The sequence below is a fragment of the Streptomyces sp. NPDC001970 genome (assembly GCF_053594115.1).
The window spans coordinates 74,880-94,402 of the sequence record NZ_JBSFDW010000012.1 but is presented as its reverse complement, the minus strand read 5'-3'; the positions used below and the strand labels follow the sequence as shown (position 1 = coordinate 94,402).

The 19,523-nt window shown below is 71.7% G+C and carries 13 protein-coding genes and 2 pseudogenes; 7 read left to right on the top strand and 8 right to left on the bottom strand.

The annotated features are described in order from the left end of the window. Positions 1 to 69: 69 nt before the first annotated feature. Entirely contained in the window at positions 70 to 2,634 is a 2,565-nt protein-coding gene (locus ACWCP0_RS17180) for an ABC transporter substrate-binding protein (RefSeq protein WP_451079707.1), read from the bottom strand. 294 nt (positions 2,635 to 2,928) lie between these two features. On the opposite strand from ACWCP0_RS17180, the gene ACWCP0_RS17175 reads away from it, so the two are divergent. From ACWCP0_RS17175 to ACWCP0_RS17160, 4 genes are read left to right on the top strand one after another with little or no spacing between them, the layout of a single operon-like run. Next, complete coding sequence (locus ACWCP0_RS17175) at positions 2,929 to 3,159, top strand: hypothetical protein (protein ID WP_451079621.1); 231 nt, start codon at positions 2,929 to 2,931, stop codon at positions 3,157 to 3,159. A 9-nt stretch (positions 3,160 to 3,168) separates the two neighbouring features. After that, positions 3,169 to 3,987, top strand: a complete 819-nt coding sequence (locus tag ACWCP0_RS17170) for a hypothetical protein (protein WP_451079620.1) — start codon at positions 3,169 to 3,171, stop codon at positions 3,985 to 3,987. 15 nt (positions 3,988 to 4,002) lie between these two features. Further along, positions 4,003 to 5,961 carry a fumarate reductase/succinate dehydrogenase flavoprotein subunit gene (locus ACWCP0_RS17165; protein WP_451079619.1) on the top strand — a complete coding sequence of 653 codons (1,959 nt, stop codon included), beginning with the start codon at positions 4,003 to 4,005 and terminating at the stop codon, positions 5,959 to 5,961. Continuing rightward, positions 5,958 to 6,734, top strand: a complete 777-nt coding sequence (locus ACWCP0_RS17160) for a succinate dehydrogenase/fumarate reductase iron-sulfur subunit (RefSeq protein ID WP_451079618.1) — start codon at positions 5,958 to 5,960, stop codon at positions 6,732 to 6,734. The genes ACWCP0_RS17165 and ACWCP0_RS17160 overlap by 4 nt, the downstream gene beginning before the upstream one ends. A 355-nt stretch (positions 6,735 to 7,089) precedes the next feature. Here ACWCP0_RS17160 and ACWCP0_RS17155 read toward each other — a convergent pair whose 3' ends face one another. Beyond that, complete coding sequence (locus ACWCP0_RS17155) at positions 7,090 to 7,761, bottom strand: SMI1/KNR4 family protein (RefSeq protein ID WP_451079617.1); 672 nt, start codon at positions 7,759 to 7,761, stop codon at positions 7,090 to 7,092. 102 nt (positions 7,762 to 7,863) lie between these two features. On the opposite strand from ACWCP0_RS17155, the gene ACWCP0_RS17150 reads away from it, so the two are divergent. Next, positions 7,864 to 9,957, top strand: coding sequence for a TPM domain-containing protein (locus ACWCP0_RS17150; protein ID WP_451079616.1), 2,094 nt, complete (start codon positions 7,864 to 7,866; stop codon positions 9,955 to 9,957). 101 nt (positions 9,958 to 10,058) lie between these two features. Beyond that, entirely contained in the window at positions 10,059 to 10,769 is a 711-nt protein-coding gene (locus tag ACWCP0_RS17145) for a PspA/IM30 family protein (protein ID WP_451079615.1), read from the top strand. Between the two features lie 230 nt (positions 10,770 to 10,999). On the opposite strand, the gene ACWCP0_RS17140 is transcribed toward ACWCP0_RS17145, so the two are convergent. From ACWCP0_RS17140 to ACWCP0_RS17115, 6 genes and pseudogenes are all read right to left on the bottom strand, one after another. Further along, the gene (locus tag ACWCP0_RS17140) at positions 11,000 to 13,615 is read right to left on the bottom strand and encodes a SpoIIE family protein phosphatase (RefSeq protein ID WP_451079614.1); all 2,616 of its coding nucleotides are present in this window, start codon (positions 13,613 to 13,615) and stop codon (positions 11,000 to 11,002) included. Between the two features lie 144 nt (positions 13,616 to 13,759). After that, on the bottom strand, positions 13,760 to 14,188 hold the full coding sequence (locus tag ACWCP0_RS17135; protein WP_451079613.1) for an ATP-binding protein: 429 nt from the start codon (positions 14,186 to 14,188) through the stop codon (positions 13,760 to 13,762). A gap of 268 nt (positions 14,189 to 14,456) precedes the next feature. Beyond that, positions 14,457 to 14,853: pseudogene (locus tag ACWCP0_RS17130) on the bottom strand ((deoxy)nucleoside triphosphate pyrophosphohydrolase); the annotation flags it as partial. A 65-nt stretch (positions 14,854 to 14,918) separates the two neighbouring features. Next, positions 14,919 to 15,098, bottom strand: coding sequence for an SPOR domain-containing protein (locus ACWCP0_RS17125; RefSeq protein WP_351226213.1), 180 nt, complete (start codon positions 15,096 to 15,098; stop codon positions 14,919 to 14,921). Between the two features lie 211 nt (positions 15,099 to 15,309). Next, positions 15,310 to 16,595 (bottom strand): annotated as a pseudogene (locus ACWCP0_RS17120) (purine-cytosine permease family protein); the annotation flags it as partial. A 353-nt stretch (positions 16,596 to 16,948) separates the two neighbouring features. After that, positions 16,949 to 17,701, bottom strand: a complete 753-nt coding sequence (locus tag ACWCP0_RS17115) for a GntR family transcriptional regulator (RefSeq protein ID WP_351226211.1) — start codon at positions 17,699 to 17,701, stop codon at positions 16,949 to 16,951. 283 nt (positions 17,702 to 17,984) lie between these two features. Here ACWCP0_RS17115 and ACWCP0_RS17110 point away from each other — a divergent pair, with 283 nt between their 5' ends. Further along, a complete protein-coding gene (locus ACWCP0_RS17110) occupies positions 17,985 to 19,364 on the top strand; it encodes a glycoside hydrolase family 18 protein (RefSeq protein ID WP_451079612.1) in 1,380 nt (459 codons plus the stop codon). The last annotated feature ends 159 nt before the right edge of the window (positions 19,365 to 19,523 follow it).

Genomic DNA, 19,523 nt, shown 5'->3' with positions numbered 1-19,523 from the left:
TCTGAGGTTCTCGGGCGTCCGGGCACCGGCGGCCGGGCTCCTCCGGCCCGTGACCCAGGTGCTGACCAGCTATTTCTTGTCGTTCGTCGTGGTTTTCGACTTCGTGAAGCCGATGTCCTGATAGCGCGGTGAGGCGAAGCCGAAGGCGCCCGCGTTCACCAGATCCCGCTTCACGGCCACCAGCTGCGGGCGCTGGTAGAGGGGGATGGACCCGGCCGCGGCCCAGATCCGGGCGTCGGCCTGCTTCACCAGCTCCAGGGCCTGCTTCTCGTCCAGCTCGGCGACGGCCTGGTCGAAGAGCTGGTCGATGTGGTCCGTGCCGACCCGTGTGTAGTTCTGCTCCACCAGCAGCGAGCCGTCGGTCGCGGGCTCCGGCTTGGCGAAGATCGGGCGGGCGTCGGTCGCGGGGTAGGCGGAGGCCGGCCAGGAGTAGAGGGCGAGGTCGTAGTTGCCGGAGGCGATGTGGTCCTTGAAGAAGTTCTCGTCGGCGACCTTGGTGATCTCCGTACGGATGCCGACCCGGTCCAGCATGCGGGCGATCTTGTTGCCGACCGTGCGCAGGGGCTCGGAGCCGGGCCCCGAGGGAAGGACGAAGCGCAGGGTGAGCGCCTTGCCGTCCTTGCCGAGCGGGCCGCGGGCCGCGCTCCTCGACTCGTCGGCGGGGGCGGGCGCGGGGGCACGGGTGCCGACCGGGGCGTAGGCGCCGGCGACGCCGCCCTGCTTCCCGTCCCCGTCGGCGGAGTCGTCGCGGGAGCCCACGGAGCGGTTGCCGCCGTGCCGTGCGGGGGCGTCGCGGTTCTCGGAGTCGTCGCGGTCACGGTGGAGGGAATCGGCCTGCCGGCGCAGGGCGGCCCTCTGGAGGGCGGCGGTCCTGGCGGGGGCCAGGACGTTCCAGCCGGCCTCGCGGCCGGGGACGGCGTCGCCCGGCTTGCCGTCGCCGACGATGTAGAGACCCTCGTCGGACGAGGTGTCCGCGGCGCGGTTCCCGGCGCCTCCGGCGGCCGGGGGCTTGGGCACGGGGCTGGTCGCGGGAGTCCCGGCGGCGGGGCCGCTCGCGGGTGGCTTGGCGGCCGGGCTGCTCGCCGGGGGGTTGACGGCCGGGCTGCTCGCGGGGCTCTGGGCCGCCGGGGGCTTGACGGCAGGGCCGCCGGCAGGGCTCTCGACCGCCGGGGGCTTGACGGCAGGGCCGCCGGCAGGGCTCTCGACCGCCGGGCTCGCGCCCGTGCTCGAGTCGGCGCTCGCCTCGGCGCCCGCCTTGGTCCCGTCCTCCGACGTCTGCTTGCGCGCCCCCTCCGGCGTCCAGCCCGCATCGGAGAGCAGCGCCTGCGCCTCCTGGGTGTCCTGATCGCCGAGCGCCCCGCTGTTGTCGGCGTATGCCGGCTGCCCGGCGAGCGCGAGATGACTGCCGACCGGATGCGCGGGCAGCCCCAGCGGCTTCAGTACGGCCTCGACGAGCTCCTTGCGGTCGAGCGCGCGGGCCACGGCACGGCGTACCCGGTCGTCCGCGAGCGGCCCGGCCTCGCCGTTGAGCGCGAGCTGGGTGTACGCGGGCTCGAGCGTCTTGCGGACGACGAAGGCCCGCAGCGCGATCTGCTGCGTCGCGTTCTCGGCGAGCGTGGCCCTGTTCTGCTTCCGGGCCGGCAGGACGGCCTCCGCCTGGTCCTCGTCGGAGCCGAACGCGTGCGCCCTCGGCTTGTACGCCGCGGGCCGGGCGCCGTCGGCGCCGGAACCATGCCGCGCGGCCTGCTTCTCCCGCGAGGCCACGGCGATACGATCCGCGACGCTCCGATCGATTTCGGCCAGGTCGACGGTGCCCGTGGCGAGCGCGGCGGCGCGCTGGTCGCGGGGCACGGCGCGCAGGACGAGCGAGTCGAGCTTGGCGGGCTCGCCCCACCAGCGCGGGTTGCGGACGAGGGTCGCGGTGCCGGCCTTGCGGTCGAGATCCTCGAATTTGAACGGCCCGGCGGTGGAGACGAGCCGGGTCCGGGCGCCCTCGTTGAAGGCGGACGGGGTGCCCATCACCTCCTTCGGGTAGAGCGGGGTGAAAAGCGACCGCCAGTCGGTGTACGGCTTGGCGAAGGTGACCCGCACCTCCAGGTCGCTCGCGCCGCGCTCGATCTTCTCGATGCGCTCGTAGCCCGCGTTGCGCGCGGTCCAGTAGGCCGTGTCCTTGCCGCTGAGCGCCCGCCACTGGGCGAGGAAGTCGGGTGCCCCGATCTCGCGGCCGTCGCTCCAGACCGCCTCCTGGTTGAGCTTGTAGAGGACGACCTGCTTGGGCTCGCGCTCGACGATCTCGGCCGATTCCAGATAGTCGGGGTTGCGCTGCGGGCGGCCGCGCTCGTCGAAGGTGAAGAGGGAGGGGAGCGCGGCGCCGGCGATCCGCGACGTGGCGCCATCGGCGTCGGCCTGGAAGGCGTTGAGCGTCACGGGCACGGCGTCGACGGCCCAGCGCAGGGTGCCGCCGTCCGCGACCAGGTTGCGGGCGGCGGGGCCGATGTCCGCGGGGACCGGCTTGGCCTCGGTCCCGGGCTTCGCCGTGCTGCAGCCGGCCAGCACGGGGAGCGCAAGCACACCGCTGGTGAGGAGGGATACGGAACGCAGGGTCCTCCGGCGTGAGGCGACGACGTAGGGCATGGCCTGTACCTCTTCGTCCTGGTTCGGGAATTTGGAGATGATCACACCTATTGCGCCTCCACTGAAGGCCACGGCGGGCAGGGCGCGACGCCGACACGGCGGAGCGGCCCGTGAACCCCACCCATGCGGCGCAACGGCGATGCCCCCTTACGGGTGGCGCGCGCGGGAATCGGTGCACACGCCTTCACAACAAGGGATGTGACGCGCAACACTCGCAGGCGCACACAAGAGCCCTCTGGGGAGCACCCCCAGACACCCGCATGCCACCCGCGACCGCGGAAGTGAGGGCAACACATGTCCATGCAGGACGAGTTGACGGACGTCAAGCGACGCCTGGACGACCTGGCCCGTACGGTCGAGCGGCTGGAGCGGAACCTCGCGCAAACGCGGGAGGACGCCACCCGTGCCCGGCCGGTCGGCCGCCCCGAAGACCTGGTCACCATTCCCGACACTCCGTACGACAGCTCGCTGTGGACGGATGCGGACGACGAGGGCCTGGGTGCGCGCGACCGGCACGCGCCCTAGGAGACCTCGTTGGCCACAGGCACCGAACCCCACACCGACACAGGCGTGCACGGCGCCTCGCGCGCCGCCATCGCCCCCCGCCACCTCAGGACGGACCGCTGGTGGCTGGCGCCCGCCGCGACCGCCGCCGGGCTGCTCGCCTTCATCGTCTACTCGACCTGGCGGGCCTTCGCGAACAGCGACTACTACGCCGCACCGTACGTCTCGCCCTTCTACTCGCCCTGTCTCGCGGAGAACTGCACGCCGATGAAGGGCGGCCCCAACTGGGAGATCTTCGGAAGCTGGTGGGGGCTCTCCCCCGCCCTGCTGATCCTGATCTTCCCGCTCGGCTTCCGGCTGACCTGCTACTACTACCGCAAGGCCTACTACCGGGGGTTCTGGGCGTCGCCCCCGGCCTGCGCGGTCGCCGAGCCCCACAGCGCCTACACGGGCGAGACCCGCTTCCCGCTGATCCTGCAGAACATCCACCGCTACTTCTTCTACGCGGCACTGCCGGTCGCGGGCATCCTCACCTACGACACCGTGCTCGCCTTCCGCGACGAGCACTACGCGTGGGGGCACATGGGGCTCGGCACCCTGGTCTTCCTCGTCAACATCGTGCTGATCTGGGCGTACACCCTGTCGTGCCACTCCTGCCGGCACATCATGGGCGGCCGGCTGAAGCACTTCTCCAAGCACCCGGTGCGCTACCGGCTGTGGGGCTGGGTCAGCAGACTCAACGAGCGTCACATGCTGCTCGCCTGGGCGTCGCTGATCAGCGTCGCGCTCGCCGACTTCTACGTGTACCTGCTGGCCACCGGTGCCTTCGCCGATCCGCGCTTCTTCTGAGGAAGGTGCCATCTGATGACCGAACTGGAACGGCAGGAGTGGGACGTCGTCGTGGTGGGCGCGGGCGGCGCGGGGCTGCGGGCCGCCATCGAGGCGCGCGAGCGGGGCGCCCGTACCGCCGTGATCTGCAAGTCCCTCTTCGGCAAGGCGCACACGGTCATGGCGGAGGGCGGGATCGCCGCCTCCATGGCCAATGTGAACGCCCACGACAACTGGCAGGTCCACTTCCGCGACACCATGCGCGGCGGGAAGTTCCTCAACCAGTGGCGGATGGCCGAGCTGCACGCGCAGGAGGCCCCGGAGCGGGTGTGGGAGCTGGAGACCTGGGGAGCGCTCTTCGACCGTACGAAGGACGGGAAGATCTCCCAGCGCAACTTCGGCGGCCATGAATACCCGCGGCTCGCGCACGTCGGCGACCGGACGGGCCTGGAGCTGATCCGGACGCTCCAGCAGAAGATCGTCTCGCTGCAGCAGGAGGACAAGGCCGAGTTCGGGGACTACGAGGCGCGGCTGAAGGTCTTCCAGGAGTGCACGGTGACGCGCGTGCTCAAGGAGACTGCATCCGACAGCGGCTCCGCCGCGGGCCGGGTCTCCGGTGCGTTCTGCTACGAGCGCGAGTCCGGCCGCTTCTTCGTCCTGGAGGCCCCGGCGGTCGTCCTGGCCACCGGCGGCATCGGCAAGTCCTTCAAGGTGACGTCGAACTCCTGGGAGTACACGGGCGACGGGCACGCGCTGGCGCTGCTCGCCGGGGCCCCGCTGCTGAACATGGAGTTCGTGCAGTTCCATCCGACCGGGATGGTCTGGCCTCCGTCGGTGAAGGGGATCCTGGTCACCGAGTCGGTGCGTGGCGACGGAGGGGTGCTGCGCAACAGCGACGGCAAGCGGTTCATGTTCGACTACGTCCCGGACGTCTTCAAGGAGAAGTACGCGGAGTCGGAAGAGGAGGGCGACCGCTGGTACGAAGACCCGGACAACAACCGGCGCCCGCCCGAGCTGCTCCCCCGTGACGAGGTCGCCCGCGCGATCAACGCCGAGGTGAAGGCGGGCCGAGGGTCCCCGCACGGCGGCGTGTTCCTCGATGTGTCGACCCGGATGCCGGCGGAGGTCATCCGGCGCCGGCTGCCGTCCATGTACCACCAGTTCAAGGAGCTGGCGGACGTGGACATCACCGCCGAGGCCATGGAGGTCGGGCCGACCTGCCATTACGTGATGGGCGGCATCGCGGTCGACTCGGACTCCGCCGCCACGGTCGGCGTCCCCGGGCTCTACGCGGCGGGCGAGGTCGCGGGCGGTATGCACGGCTCCAACCGGCTCGGCGGCAACTCCCTCTCCGACCTGCTCGTCTTCGGACGGCGGGCGGGGTGGCACGCGGCGGAGTACGCGGCCGGGGCCGCCGGGGCGGCGCGGCCGCTCGTGGACGACGCCCAGATCGACGCGGCCGCGGCGGAGGCGCTGCGTCCGTTCAGCGCGGAGGGTCCGGAGCCGGGCACGGCCCCGGAGAATCCGTACACCCTGCACCAGGAACTCCAGCAGACCATGAACGACCTGGTCGGCATCATCCGGCGCGAGACCGAGATGATGCAGGCCCTGAAGAAACTGTCCGAGCTCCGGGTGCGCGCACGGCGCGCCGGAGTCGAGGGCCACCGGCAGTTCAACCCGGGCTGGCATCTCTCCCTGGACCTGCGGAACATGCTGCTGGTCAGCGAGTGCATCGCCCGCTCCGCCGTGGAGCGCACCGAGAGCCGCGGCGGCCACACGCGCGAGGACTGCCCCGGGATGGACCGCGAGTGGCGCCGGATCAATCTGCTGTGCCGGCTCTCGGACCCGACGGGCGGCCTGGCCGCCACCGACCCGGCGCGCGGCCAGATCGAACTCGTACGCAGGACCACCGAGCCCATCCGCCCCGACCTGCTCGCTCTCTTCGAGAAGGAGGAGCTGGTCAAGTACCTCGCCGAAGAGGAGCTGTACGAATGAGCACGTACGACGCTCGGTTCAGGGTCTGGCGGGGCGACCAGGAGGGCGGCGGCCTCAGGGACTTCACGGTCGAGGTCCACGACGGCGAGGTCGTCCTCGACATCATCCACCGGCTGCAGGCCACCCAGGCCCCGGATCTGGCGGTGCGCTGGAACTGCAAGGCGGGCAAGTGCGGCTCGTGCAGCGCGGAGATCAACGGCCGGCCGCGGCTGCTGTGCATGACCCGGATGTCGGTCTTCGACCGGGCCGAGACCATCACGGTGACCCCGCTGCGGGCCTTCCCGGTGGTGCGCGATCTGGTCACGGACGTCGCCTTCAACTACGAGAAGGCACGTGAGGTGCCGTCGTTCGTCCCGCCTCCCGGGCTCGCCGCCGGCGAGTACCGGATGCAGCAGGTCGATGTGGACCGCTCCCAGGAGTTCCGCAAGTGCATCGAGTGCTTCCTGTGCCAGGACACCTGTCATGTGGTGCGCGACCACGAGGAGAACAAGGCGGCCTTCGCCGGCCCTCGCTTCCTGATGCGCGTCGCCGAACTGGACATGCACCCCCTGGACGCGGCCGCCGAGACCGGACTGGACCGCAAGCGCACGGCCCAGGACGAGCACGGCCTGGGCTACTGCAACATCACCAAGTGCTGCACCGAGGTGTGCCCGGAACAGATCAAGATCACGGACAACGCGCTGATCCCGCTGAAGGAGCGGGCGGTGGACCGTAAGTACGACCCGCTGGTGTGGCTGGGGAGCAAGATCCGGCGGCGGGACTCCGGCGCGTAGACGGCCGCCGGCCCGGGGCCGGTCCGGGTCCGGTAACAGGACTCCCGGACCGGGCCCGGGCGGCGCCGACGCCGGACCTTGGCATGAACCCGGGGCGGCGTCCGGATGTGAACCCGGGCCAGGGCCTGGGCATGAACGCCGGCCAGGGCCCTGGCGCAGGTTGCTGTCCGTGACGCGGTGCGTCTGGTGGCGCGGTCGTACGTTCACAGGATCCCCCTGTCAGCAGTGCCGTATGGTCTCCCACCGTAGGCACCGTCACCGACAGTGACGACCGCATTCCGTGATGATGGCGATCACACGCCACGCACGGACGGGATCGGCCCGCCGCCTGCCGGGTCCGGGGCGGAGCCGGCGGTCACGCCCCGTACGCGGCGGCCTCGGCGCGGGCCAGCCAGGCCAGGTACCAGGCGGCGAAGCTCCAGCCCTTCGGCACGATTCCGGCGTCGCAGGCCCGCAGGTCGTCCCAGATCGTGCCGCGGTGCTCCCCGGTGACGACCAGCAGCGAGTTGTAGCCGCACCCCTGCTCGGTGATGAAGACCGCGCCTGCGGTCTGGGCGTCGTACAGCTCGTCCCCGCGGTCGTCCCAAGCCCGGCAGGCCCGCTGGAACTCCTCCTCGTCCGGACAGTCGTCCGGCTCCGGCTCCTCGCCCTCGTGGGCGTCCAGCAGTCGTTGCACCTCGTCCGGGGCGAAGGGCAGGCCCGCGTCGGAGACGGCCGTGGTGATCCCCTCGTACGCGAGTCCGACGCCCCGCCAGGCCCAACCACCCTCCCCGCGCAGGGGTGTGGCCAGTCCGTAGTCGGGCCCGGCACCGCCCGCGCCCACCGTGAGCAGGAAGCTGCGGTACTCGGCCGGGAGCTCTGTGCCCAGCGCGGCCTCGAGCGCGCGTACGTCCCGCTCGCTCATCGGCGGCTGGAGTTCGAAGCCGTGGCCCCGGGCGCCGAAGACCCCGCTCGCTCCTCCGTGCTCTCGCAGCGCGGCCACCCGCTCGCGCACTCCGGTCCATGTGTGCTGCATCCCCTCACCCATGCCCACCAGGCTAGGGACGAGGCGCCGGGCGGGCCCTCGATTTTCTGCTGGTCCGGGGCCGTCCGGTCGCGGGGAGCAAACGGCGGACATAATCTCCCAAACGTGACACGAATAGCCGCCCGGGTCCTGCTCGCCGTGCTGGTGGCGGCGTGGTGGCTCCTCGTGCCCGCCGGTCAGGGCGCCCACGCCGAGGATCCGGTGCAGCTCTCCCGCGAGGGCCAGATCACCGACCCCGTCGACGCGCTCGGCGACCGGGAGGGCCAGGTGGCGCAGGCGCTCGACCGCCTCTACGACGACCAGCGGATCCAGCTGTTCGTCGTGTACGTGCAGGACTTCTCCGGGCGCTCGGCGCAGAGCTGGGCCGACGCGACCGCCACGAAGAACGGGCTCGGCCAGAACGACGTCCTGCTCACCGTCGCCACGCGCGACCGGCAGTACGCGTACTCCGCCGATCCGGACTCGCGCATCACCCGGACGCAGTTCAGCGAGGTCGCGCAGACCGCGATCGAGCCGCCGCTCCGGCAGAACGACTGGGCCGGGGCCGCGATCGGGGCCGCCGACGGCTACGACGCGGTGCTCTCGGGCCGGCCCGTGCCCACGCCGGCGATCACGCCCGGGGCGCCCGATCCGGGCGGCGGGGACGGCGCCTCCGCCACGGATCTGATCGTGCCGGTGGCCGTGCTCGGCGGTGCGGGTGCCCTCGCCGTGTACGCGTACAGCAGGCGCAAGCGCCAGGCCGCGGACCGCACCACCCCGCGGGGCGGGCAGGGGTGGGGACGGCCGGAGGAACCGTCGACGCCGCATCCGCCGACACCTCTGCACGAGCTGGACGCGCAGGCCGAGCGGGCCCTTGTGGACACGGATGACGCGCTCCGTACGAGCCAGGAGGAACTCGGCTTCGCCACGGCGCAGTTCGGCGAGGGGGCCGCGAAGCCCTTCACCGAGGCGGTGGCGTACGCCCACGACGAGCTGACCGCGGCGTTCCGGTTGCGGCAGGCGCTCGACGACGCCTATCCGGAGAACGACGCGACCCGGCGGCAGATGCTGGACGAGATCATCACCCGCTGCGCGGAGGCCAATCGGCGGCTGGACGCGGAGTCGGAGGACTTCGACCGGCTGCGCGCCCTCGAGCAGAACGCGCCGCAGGCCCTGGCCACGGCCGAGTCCGCGTACCGGGAGCTGAGCGGACGGGTCGCCACGGCCGAGGCCACGCTGACCGTCATGCGCGCGCGGTACGCCGAGTCGGCCGCCGCGCCCGTCGTGAGTGACGTCGAGCAGGCGGAGGACCGGCTGCTGTTCGCCTCGACCACGCTCGGCCAGGCACGGCAGTCCGCCGACGGCGGCGACAACGCCACGGCCGCCGTCCACATCCGCGCCGCGGAAGGCGCGGTCCACCAGGCCGAGCGGCTCATCGACGCCGTCGACCGGCGCGCCCAGGAGCTGGCGGAAGCGGCCGGAAAGCTTCCGGGGGCGCTCACCGAGACGGAGGCGGACCTGGCCGACGCCCGCGGGCTGCTGAAGGGCACGCCGCCGGGGGTGTCCACGGCCGATCTGCAGGGCCGGATCGCCCGGGCGGAGACGGTGGTCGCCGAGGTGCGGCGGGAGACCGACGCCGGACCGTACGACCCGATCGACGCGCTGCGCCGGGTCGAGGAGGCGGACGCCGCGCTGGACGAGGCCCTGGCGGGGGCGCGGGAGCGCGAGTCGGGCGCGCGGCGGGCCCGCGCGCTGCTGGACCAGGCGACGCTGACCGCCCGTTCGACGATCGGGGCGGCCGCGGACTTCATCACGACACACCGCGGGGCGGTCGGGGCCCACGCCCGCACCCGGCTCGCGGAGGCGCAGCGGCGGCTGGAGCGGTCGCGGGAACTCGCGGGGGTGGAGGAAGCATCGGGCGCGCTGGTCGAGGCGCAGCAGGCGGACGCCCTCGCCCGGCAGGCGCAGAGCTTCGCCGAACAGGACGTCCGGTCGTACGGGAACCCGTTCGGGTCGGGCGGTGTACAAGGAGGTGGAGGCGGGCTCGGCGGTGCCGTGCTCGGCGGAATCATCCTGGGCGGCCTGTTCGGCGGCGGGGGCGGACACAGAGGGGGCGGCGGCTTTGGCGGAGGTCCGGGGGGTGGAGGTTTCGGCGGCGGTCCGGGCAGTTTCGGCGGCGGCGGCACACGCGGCCGGCTGGGCGGCGGCGGCCGGTTCTGACGCGGTCCTGTTCCTCCTTCTCATCCAGCTCCGGCTCCGGCTCCGGCTCCGATTCCGGCTCCGGCTCCCACCGACTCGTGTTCCGTACAAGGAGAAGCGCCATGACGAAGCAGACCATCATCGGCCGTGTCGCCCAGCTGGCGAAGGCCAACATCAACGCGCTCCTGGACCAGGCCGAGGACCCGCAGAAGATGCTCGACCAGCTGATCCGGGACTACACGAACAACATCGCGGAGGCCGAGCAGGCCGTCGCCGGCACCATCGGCAATCTGCGCCTGCTGGAGCAGGACCACCGGGAGGACGTGGAGGCGGCCAAGGAGTGGGGCGGCAAGGCGCTGGCGGCGAGCAGGAAGGCCGACGAGCTGAGGGCGTCGGGGCGGAGCGCGGACGCCGACACGTTCGACAACCTCGCGAAGGTGGCGCTGCAGCGGCAGCTGCAGTCCGAACGGGAGGCGAAGACGGCCGAGCCGACGATCGCGGCCCAGACCCAGGTCGTGGACAAGCTCAGGTCCGGCCTCGACCAGATGAAGACCAAGCTCGGCGAGCTCCAGGCGAAGCGGGACGAGCTGGTGGCCCGGGCCAGGACCGCCCAGGCGCAGAACCAGATGATGGACGCCGTCAAGAGCATCGACGTGCTGGACCCGACGAGCGAGCTGAATCGCTTCGAGGACAAGGTCCGCCGCGAGGAGGCGAGGGCCATGGGCAAGGAGGAGCTCGCCTCCTCCTCGCTGGACGCCCAGTTCGAGCAGTTGGACGCCCTCGGCGACAGCGCGGAGATCGAGGCCCGGCTGGCGGCCCTCAAGGCCGCGTAGCGGCGGGCCGCCCCGGCGACGGTCCACGGCCGGCCCGGCCGCGGGCCACCGGCCCGCAAGGCCGCCCGACGGCGGTCCGCTGCGGCGGCCCGGCACCCGGCGCGACCCCCCGGCACGGTGCAGTGCTCCGGGGCGGCCGCGCCCCGCGGAGGGTGGCGGCCACGCACGGGACTCGTCCTTGCTCCCCGCCGCCGGCCAGGCCACGCTCGCGATCCGGGACGGGACCCGGGTCAGAACATGCTGAGCAGTTGCTCCACGCTCGGCTCGGACGTCGAGTCGCCGTCCGGCAGGGCGAGTTCGAACCACACGGTCTTGCCCCGCGGGGTGCGGCGCGAGCCCCAGGCGGCGCTGAGCAGTCCGACGAGCTGCAGTCCGCGGCCGCCCTCGTCGGTGTCCCGGGCGCGCCGTCGCCGTGGCTGCACGAGGCCGGCGTCCCAGACCTCGCAGACGAGGGTGCGGTCGCGCAGCAGCCGCAGGCGGATCTCGCCCTCGCCGTAACGCAGGGCGTTGGTGACGAGTTCGCTGACGAGCAACTCGACCGTGTCCACGAGCGGTTCGAGCTCCCAGGCGACCAGCTGGGCCCTGGCAAGCTCCCGGGCGCGGCCCACCGAGCGGGGTTCGCGGGGCAGCCGCCAGTCGCCCACGGACTCGGTCGGCATTCCCTGGATCCGGGCCATCAGCAGGGCGATGTCGTCCTCGCCGTGCCGGGTGTCGAGGGTGCCGAGCACGTGGTCGCAGACGTCCTCGAGCGGGAGGTCCGACTCGGTGAGCGCACGGCGGAAGGCGGTGAGGCCCTCGTCGAGGGGATGGTCCCGGGACTCGACGAGCCCGTCCGTGTAGAGCGCGAGCAGAGCGCCCTCCGGGAGTTCGACCTGGACCTCCTCGAAGGGCTCGCCGCCGACGCCGAGCGGCATCCCCGGCGGCACGTCGAGCAGCAGCGCCTCTTCTCCGGGTTCCACCAGGACGGGCGGCAGATGGCCGGCGTTGGCGAAGGTGCAGCGTCTGGTCACCGGGTCGTAGACGGCGTAGACGCAGGTCGCCAGATAGACCTCGGCGAGCTCGGGGCCGCGGGACTTGTGGGCGACGCGGGACGCCTGCTGGGCGCCGCTGGGGCTGCCGAGTCCTCGGGCGATCTCGTCGAGTGCGGAGAGCACTTCGGCGGGCTCCAGGTCGAGCAGCGCCAAGGTCCGTACGGCGGTGCGCAGTTCGCCCATGGCGACGGCGGCGCGCAGTCCGCGGCCCATGACGTCGCCGACGACGAGTGCGGTGCGGTGGCCGGGGAGTTCGATGACGTCGAACCAGTCGCCGCCGACCTCGGTGGCCGTGTTGCCCGGGAGATAGCGGCAGGCGATGTCGAGGCCGGCGGCCTCGGGGTCGCCGGGCGGCAGGAGGCTGCGCTGGAGGATCAGGGCCCGCTCGTGCTCGCGGCGGTAGAGGCGGGCGTTGTCGATACAGACCGCGGCGCGGGCGGCCAGCTCGACCGCGAGGGCCCGGTCCCGTTCCCCGAAGGGCTCGCTGCCCTTCGCCCGGGAGAACTGTACGAGCCCGACGACCGCGTCGTGCGCGACCATCGGCACGGCGAGGGTGGACTGGACGAGGCTGCCTTCCTCGCCCGGGATGGTCTGGACACGGGCGGTGCGGAGGGCGAGGGCGCAGGCCGAGTTGAACGCGTAGCGGTGGACTGCGCCGACCCGGGGCGAGGCGGGCGATCCCGCGCCGGAGCCGCCGGACCCACCCGCCTCACGGGACCCGGACTGGCGTGGCACGCCGGAGCCGCCGGAGCCGTCGGCAAGGAGGGCGTCGGAGACGGCACTGGCGTAGGCGACCCGGCGCAGCTCGGCGCTGCTGCCGCCGAAGCCCTCCGGGTGGGCGGAGCCCCAGTGGCCGGGCGGGGCCTCGTCCCCGGTGAGGAGCCCCTGGTAGAGGTCGACGGATGCGAGGTCGCAGAAGCCGGGTACGGCGACGTCGAGAAGCTCGCGGGCGGTGGTCTCCAGGTCGAGGGAGTTGCCGATCCTGGCGCTGGCCTCGTTGAGGATGGCCAGGTTGCGGCGGGCACTGGCGGCCTCGCGGGCGGCGATCTGGCGGCGGGTGACGTCGGTGCCGAGCCCGGCGACGCCGGTGGGGCGGCCCGTCCCGCTGTGCACGCGGTAGAGGTTGATGGACCAGTGGCGGCGTTCGGTGCTGCCCGGGGTGGTGCCGACGATCTGCAGATCGGTCACGGCCTCACCGGTCTCCAGGACCCGACGGAGCGCCGCGGTCATCCGCTCGGCCTCGGGCCGGGAGAGGTAGTCGAAGACGGTGCGGCCGCGATGGTCCGCAGCCGCACCGCCGAAGACGGTCGCGAAGCGTTGATTGGCACGTACGACGGTGAGGTCGGGGCCGAACAGAAGGAACCCAAAAGGAGATTGGCCGAAAATGGCCTGCGAAGAAGCAAGATCGGTCTCTATGCCGCGGAGGGCGCGGACGTCGACGACGATGCAGATCGCGGCCCGCTCGCCGTGCGCCGTCTCGCTCGGCATGACATAGACCTCGGCGAGCCCGTGCGCCCCGCCCTCACCGGGCATACGGAAGGGGACGAGGCCGGTCCACTCCTTGCCGTCGAGTATCTCGGCGATCTTGCGGTGCCCCCGGTCGCGGAGCTCGGCGGGCATGAAGACCTCGACCGGGTCCTTCCCCCTGACCTCGGCGGACTCGATGCCGAACTGCTCGGCGGCGCGCCGGCTCCACTGGTCGACCAGCCCGTTGGGCCCGATCGAGAAGGACGCGACTTTGATGTAGTCGTATATCGAGCCGGGCGGACTGCTCTGCCACACCACGCCGCTCGCCGTCTCAGGTATCTCGCTCACGCGACCGTCCCCTCCAGCTCACCGCACCGGACCGGCCATGCCCGCAGTATTCAGCACTACGGCCTCTGGCGACACGGCGTTCACGATCACAGAGCGGTCTCGTTCATTTTGAGCCGAGACGGTGATCGTCGTCCCTTCACACTTCTAACCCGGGAACGGCAGCTCGAACCACACGGTCTTGCCCGCTCTGCCACGCCGTGTACCCCACCGCCTGGCCGCGCAGGCCACGAGCTGGAGCCCGCGTCCACCCTCGTCATCGGGGCCGGCGGGGCGTTCCAGGGGTGGATCCGGAAGCGGATCGGAGACTTCCACAAGAAGGGCGCGGAGGGCCGGCGGGGTCATGCCGTCGGGGTTCAGCCGGACGAGACGGACGCCGATCGGGCCGGAGGTGTACCGAAGAGAATTGGTCACGAGCTCACTGACCAGGAGCACGGCCACATCGCCGATCACGGCATCCAGATCCCAGGCGCGCAGAGCCTCGCGGACAGCGTGACGTGCGGTGCGTGCGACATCGGGCTCGGCAGGGAAGGTCCACTCGGCGACATCGCCTTCGGTGTCGATCACGCCGACCACTTCCCAAGATCAGCCACGACCGCTGACCACGTCCATTTTCAGAGGGTTAATCAGCACATACCCGATATTCGGGGCGGCCTATCTCCGATAGTGGCGCGCGGTGGCACGAACGGCGTACGGGCTCAGTCGCGCGCGCCGCCCGCGGTGCCCGACGCATCCGCGGAGCCGCCCGACGGGTCTGCGGAGTCCGACGCATCAGTGGAGTCCGACGGGTCCGCGGAGTCCGACGGGTCCGCGGAGTCCGACGACCGCGACGGCGGGCCCGAGGGAAGCCGGCGTACCGCTGCCACGACCGCGGGGCGGTCCTGGGGCAGCCAGTCCACGGCGTCGAGGTCGTCGGGGGCCAGCCAGCGCAGCTCGTCGTGGTCCTCCAGTGGGTGCGGTTCGCCCGAGAGCAGCCGGGCCGTCCAGACCTGGAGCACATAGCCCGGACCCAGCGGCCACTCGCCGGGCACCCGCTCGACCGGCTCCGCCTCGACGCCCAGCTCCTCCCGCAGCTCGCGCACGAGGGCCTGCTCAGGGGTCTCGCCGGGCTCCAGCTTGCCACCGGGCAGCTCCCAGCGGCCGGCCAGTGCGGGCGGGGCGCTCCGGCGGGCGGCGAGCAGGCGTCCCCGGTCGTACAGGGCTCCGGCCACCACGACCCGGGCGGCCACACGATCTGTCATGCGCCGGAGCGTAACCCGCATCGCGGCGACCCTGCGGCGGGAGCCTCGCGCGTGCCGCTGCGCCCCTAGGAAGCCGCCTGCCCGACGCGCTCCACCCAGTAGAGCTGCTTGTGGCCGCGGGCGTCGAGACGGTCGGCGATCTTCTGCGCCTCGTCCTCCGTGGCGTACCGGCCGACGCGATAGCGGTTGCCGTTGTCGTCCTGACGTATGACCAGCCAGGGAAGCACCGCGCCGCTGTCGTTCATCGCACCCCTTCCGCCGCCGGCCTGCATAACTCCGACCGTCCCCAGGAAACCGCACTACGCATATGCCTGAGCTTACGCCTGACCTTTACTCAGCGGATACGTGTTTTCACGAAGAGAGACGGATCCGGCCAACGGCCGGACGCCGCAGGGGGCGCACGCGGCCGCGTGCGCCCCCTGATGGGCAACCGACGGGTGCCGTCGGTGCCTTGCCTCAGCCCGTACGCACGATCGGCAGCGGCATCAGCACCGGCCCCGTGGCCGCGGGCTCCTTGCAGCAGACGTCGCCGCACCCGGCGTCCAGCGAGCAGCACAGCGAGCAGATCGGTCCCGACCGGACGGGGCAGTCGGCGATGTCGGGGAGCTCGTAGGCCGTCTCGCAGACCGCGCAGGTGTGCGCGGCGGTGATGTCCTCGATCTCGACGTCCGGCCCTCCCCCAGGGCCTTCGGCCTGGGGGTACGCCCATACCGGATTCGGGCGGGCCAGGTAGTACCTGCCGTTCGTCGCCCAGGCGATCAACGGGCAGAGGACCAGCGCGAGTCCGGCGGCGATGAAGGTGGAGAACGCCTCGGCGTACCGCCCGAAGACCCCGAAGAAGGCGACGACGGAGACGGTCGAGGCGATGACCATCGCGCCGAAGCCTGCCGGATTGACGGCGTGGAGATGGGCCCGCTTGAAGTCGATGTACGGCGGGCTGAGCCCGATCCGCTTGTTGATGACGAGGTCGGCGGCCACGGCGGCGATCCAGGCGATGCCGACGTTCGAGCAGAAGCCCAGCAGCTTCCCGAGCGCCGCGAACATGTTCATCTCCATCAGCGTCAGCGCGATGGCGAGGTTGAGGAAGATGTATCAGACGCGGCCGGGGTGCTTGTGGGTGATGCGGGAGAAGAAGTTGGACCAGGAGAGCGAGCCGCTGTAGGCGTTGGTCACATTGATCTTGATCTGGGAGACGATCACGAAGAGCGCGGCCGCGGGCAGGGCCACCGAGCCGAGCCAGGGCTTGAGCGCCTCGATCTGAGGTGCGATCGGCTCCAGGGCGTGCGTCGTGCCCACCGCCTCCAGCGCGACGAAGGCGAGGAAGGCGCCGCCGAGCTGCTTGGCCGCGCCGATGACGACCCAGCCGGGCCCGGCGGCGAGCACCGCGAGATTCCAACGGCGCCTGTTCTGGTCCGTCTTGGCCGGCATGAAGCGGAGGTAGTCGCGGCCTGTTCACCGATCTGGGCGACCAGCGACAGGGCGACGCCCGTGCCGAGCCCGAAGCCGATCCACGAGAAGCCCGAGCCGGCGCCCTCCGTACCACCGAAGGACGCGAACGCGCCCCATGTGTCCGGGGCTTCCAAGGCGAGCACCACGAACGGCAGGATCATCCCGACGATCCAGATCGGCTGGGTCCACGCCTGGACCTTGGCCAGCGGGCCCACTCCCTTGAAGACGATCGGGATGACGATCAGCGTCGTGACCGGATAGCCGATCTCCAGGGGCAGCCCGACGGCCTGGTGTCGTCCGACCGGATTGCGGGTACGGACGAGCAAAGTAGGAGCTGGGCATGACAACACGGCGCTGCGGGCAATTGCCCGTTCGTTGCGGGAGCGGGGGCCGCGTCAACGCGTGATCACGCCCCACGAACAGCGTGTTCGCCCAGCGGTCACCGCGCCCGGTGGCGCACCGGAAGCCCCGGCGGCCACGGCAGTCGCCGTCGTGACCATCGCCACCGAGGGCACCTCGGTCACGCTGCCGTGGTCGCGGCGCCGTGGTCGCGGCGCCCACACCACCCTGCCGCCGCGGTCACAGGCCACCATCGCACCGGCAGGCGGTCACCGCACCGACAGGCGGCCGCCTCGCCGGCAGGCGGTCAGCGCACCGGCAGGTGGTAGGCGATCCGGTAGCGATCGGCCGGGACGACGACGTCGGCCGTCTCGACCGCCCGCCCCGACGCGTAGTACGTCCGCTGGATGACCATGACCACATGGCCCGGGACACCGCCGAGCGTCAGGAGCTCCTCCGCCAGCCCCGGCCGCGCGCCGACCTCCTCCGCCACGTTGTCCACGACGACGTCGATCGCACCCATCCGCTCGACGACCCCGCAACCGCCCAGCGGGCCCTCCTCGGGCAGCATCACGGGCGTGCGCCCCGTGATCGAGAGCGGCTCCCACGAGGTCGACAGCATCATCGCCTCGCCCGCGTCCCTGAAGACGTACCGCGTGCGCATCACCCGCTCGCCTGCGCCGATGCCCAGCCGTGCGGCGATCGCGGCGCTCGCCTCCACCTGCTCGCTGCCGGACTCCCATGTGCCCCGGGCGCCCTCCGCCGCCTGCTCCTGCCGGAAGGGATTGGCGCCGGACGCCGACTGGTACCCGGAGCGCGCGATCCGGCGGGGCACGGGCCGCTCGCGGACATACGTACCGGACCCGGAGCGGCCCTCGACCAGGCCCTCGGCCATCAGCACCTTGCGTGCCTCCAGGGCGACGGTGTCCGACACCCCGTACTCCTCGCGGATACGGGCCTGCGAGGGGAGTCGGGTGTGCGGCGGCAGCGAGCCGCTGACGATCTTCCGGCGGAGATCGCTCGCAACACGCAGATAGGCGGGCTGCTCACCGAATGTCACTGGCCACTCCCAACAGGTTGACAGACAGCTACAGCGTGGCAACCGTCGGTTGCCTCCGCAAGCATGGGCCAGAGTTTCACTCGAAGTGATTACCGCTCTTTACGCGGGGACTTACCGCAGGTATGGCGCCCCTCTCGGGCGAATGTCCGCCGAATTCCTGATCGCTTGTCCCGAATCCTTGACCGCAAATGGTCCAGACCAATACCTTCCTGTCCGTACCGCGCACGGCAGCAGCAAGCACCGCTCATGGAAACGCTCCGGCACACGCACAGGAATGAGCCTCATGCGCCGAAGAACCCTTGCCCGGCTGACCATCGCCGCCGCATCGCTCTCCCTCCTCGCCGCGCTCGCGCCGTCCGCATCGGCGGACGGCGGCCGCGGGGGCGGCAACCACGCGGACGGGAACAGCCACTCCACGCACCACCCCACGCCCAAGCCCGCGTACAAGCGCGTCGGCTACTTCACCCAATGGGGCGTCTACGGGCGGAACTTCCAGGTCAAGGACCTGGACACCACTGGCACCGCGGCCAAGCTCACCCACATCAACTACGCCTTCGGAAACGTCGGTCCGGACGGCAAGTGCTTCACGGGCAACGTCCCCGGCGAGGCCGACGCCTGGGCGGACTACGTCCGTCCGCTGGACGCCGCCGGCTCGGTCGACGGCGTCGCCGACACCGCCGAGCAGCCGCTCGCGGGCAACTTCAACCAGCTGCGCGAGCTCAAGGCCAAGCACCCCGGACTCAAGGTGCTCATCTCCCTCGGCGGCTGGAGCTGGTCGACGCACTTCTCGGACGCGGCCCGAACTCCCGCTTCCCGCAAGGCGTTCGTCGCCTCCTGCCTCGACCTCCACATCAAGGGCAACCTCCCCGTCGACGGCGCCCGCGGCGGAGCCGGAGCGGCGGCCGGCCTCTTCGACGGCATCGACCTCGACTGGGAGTGGCCGGGCTCGGCGGGCGACACGGACACGGTCTTCCGCCCCGAGGACAAGCAGAACTTCACGGCGCTCGTACGGGAGTTCCGCACCCAGCTCGACGCGTACGGCCGGTCGCTGAAGAAGCCCAGGCAGTACGAACTGACGGCGTTCGTCCCGACCGCCCCTGCGAAGATCGACGCCGGTTTCGAGGTCCGCAAGATCATGCGGGACCTGGACTTCGTGAACCTCCAGGGCTACGACTTCCATGTCTCCGGCGAGAAGACGACGGCCCAGCAGTCCGCACTGTTCGCGGCGCGCGACGACTTCAGCGTCGACCAGACCGTACGCGACTGGCTGCGCCGCGGCGCGCCCGCCCGCAAACTGGTGATGGGCATGCCGTTCTACGGCCAGGGCTGGACGGGTGTCACCGGCGGCGGGGACGGTCTCGGGCAGCCGGCGAGCGGCCCGGCGCCCGCCACCTGGGCGGCGGGCTACGAGGACTACAAGGCCCTCAAGAAGCTGGCCGAATCGGGCACGTACACGGTCCACCGCGACCGCCGGGGAGGCCACGCGTGGCTCTTCGACGGGACGACGCTGTGGACGTACGACGACCCGCAGGTGCTGCGTACGAAGACGGCGTACATCCGTGACCGCGGGCTCGGCGGCGCGATGGTCTGGTCGCTGGACGGGGACACTCCGGACGGCGAGCTGATCACGGCGATCGACACGGGCCTGAGGCGGCGGGGCTGAAGCCGCGGGACCGAAGCTGCGGGACCGAAGACGCAGGTCTGAAGCCGCAGGTCTGAAGCCGCGGGACCGAAGCCGCAGGTCTGAAGCCGCAGGTCTGAAGCCGCGGGACCGAAGCCGCGGGACCGAAGACGCAGGTCTGAAGCCGCAGGTCTGAAGCCG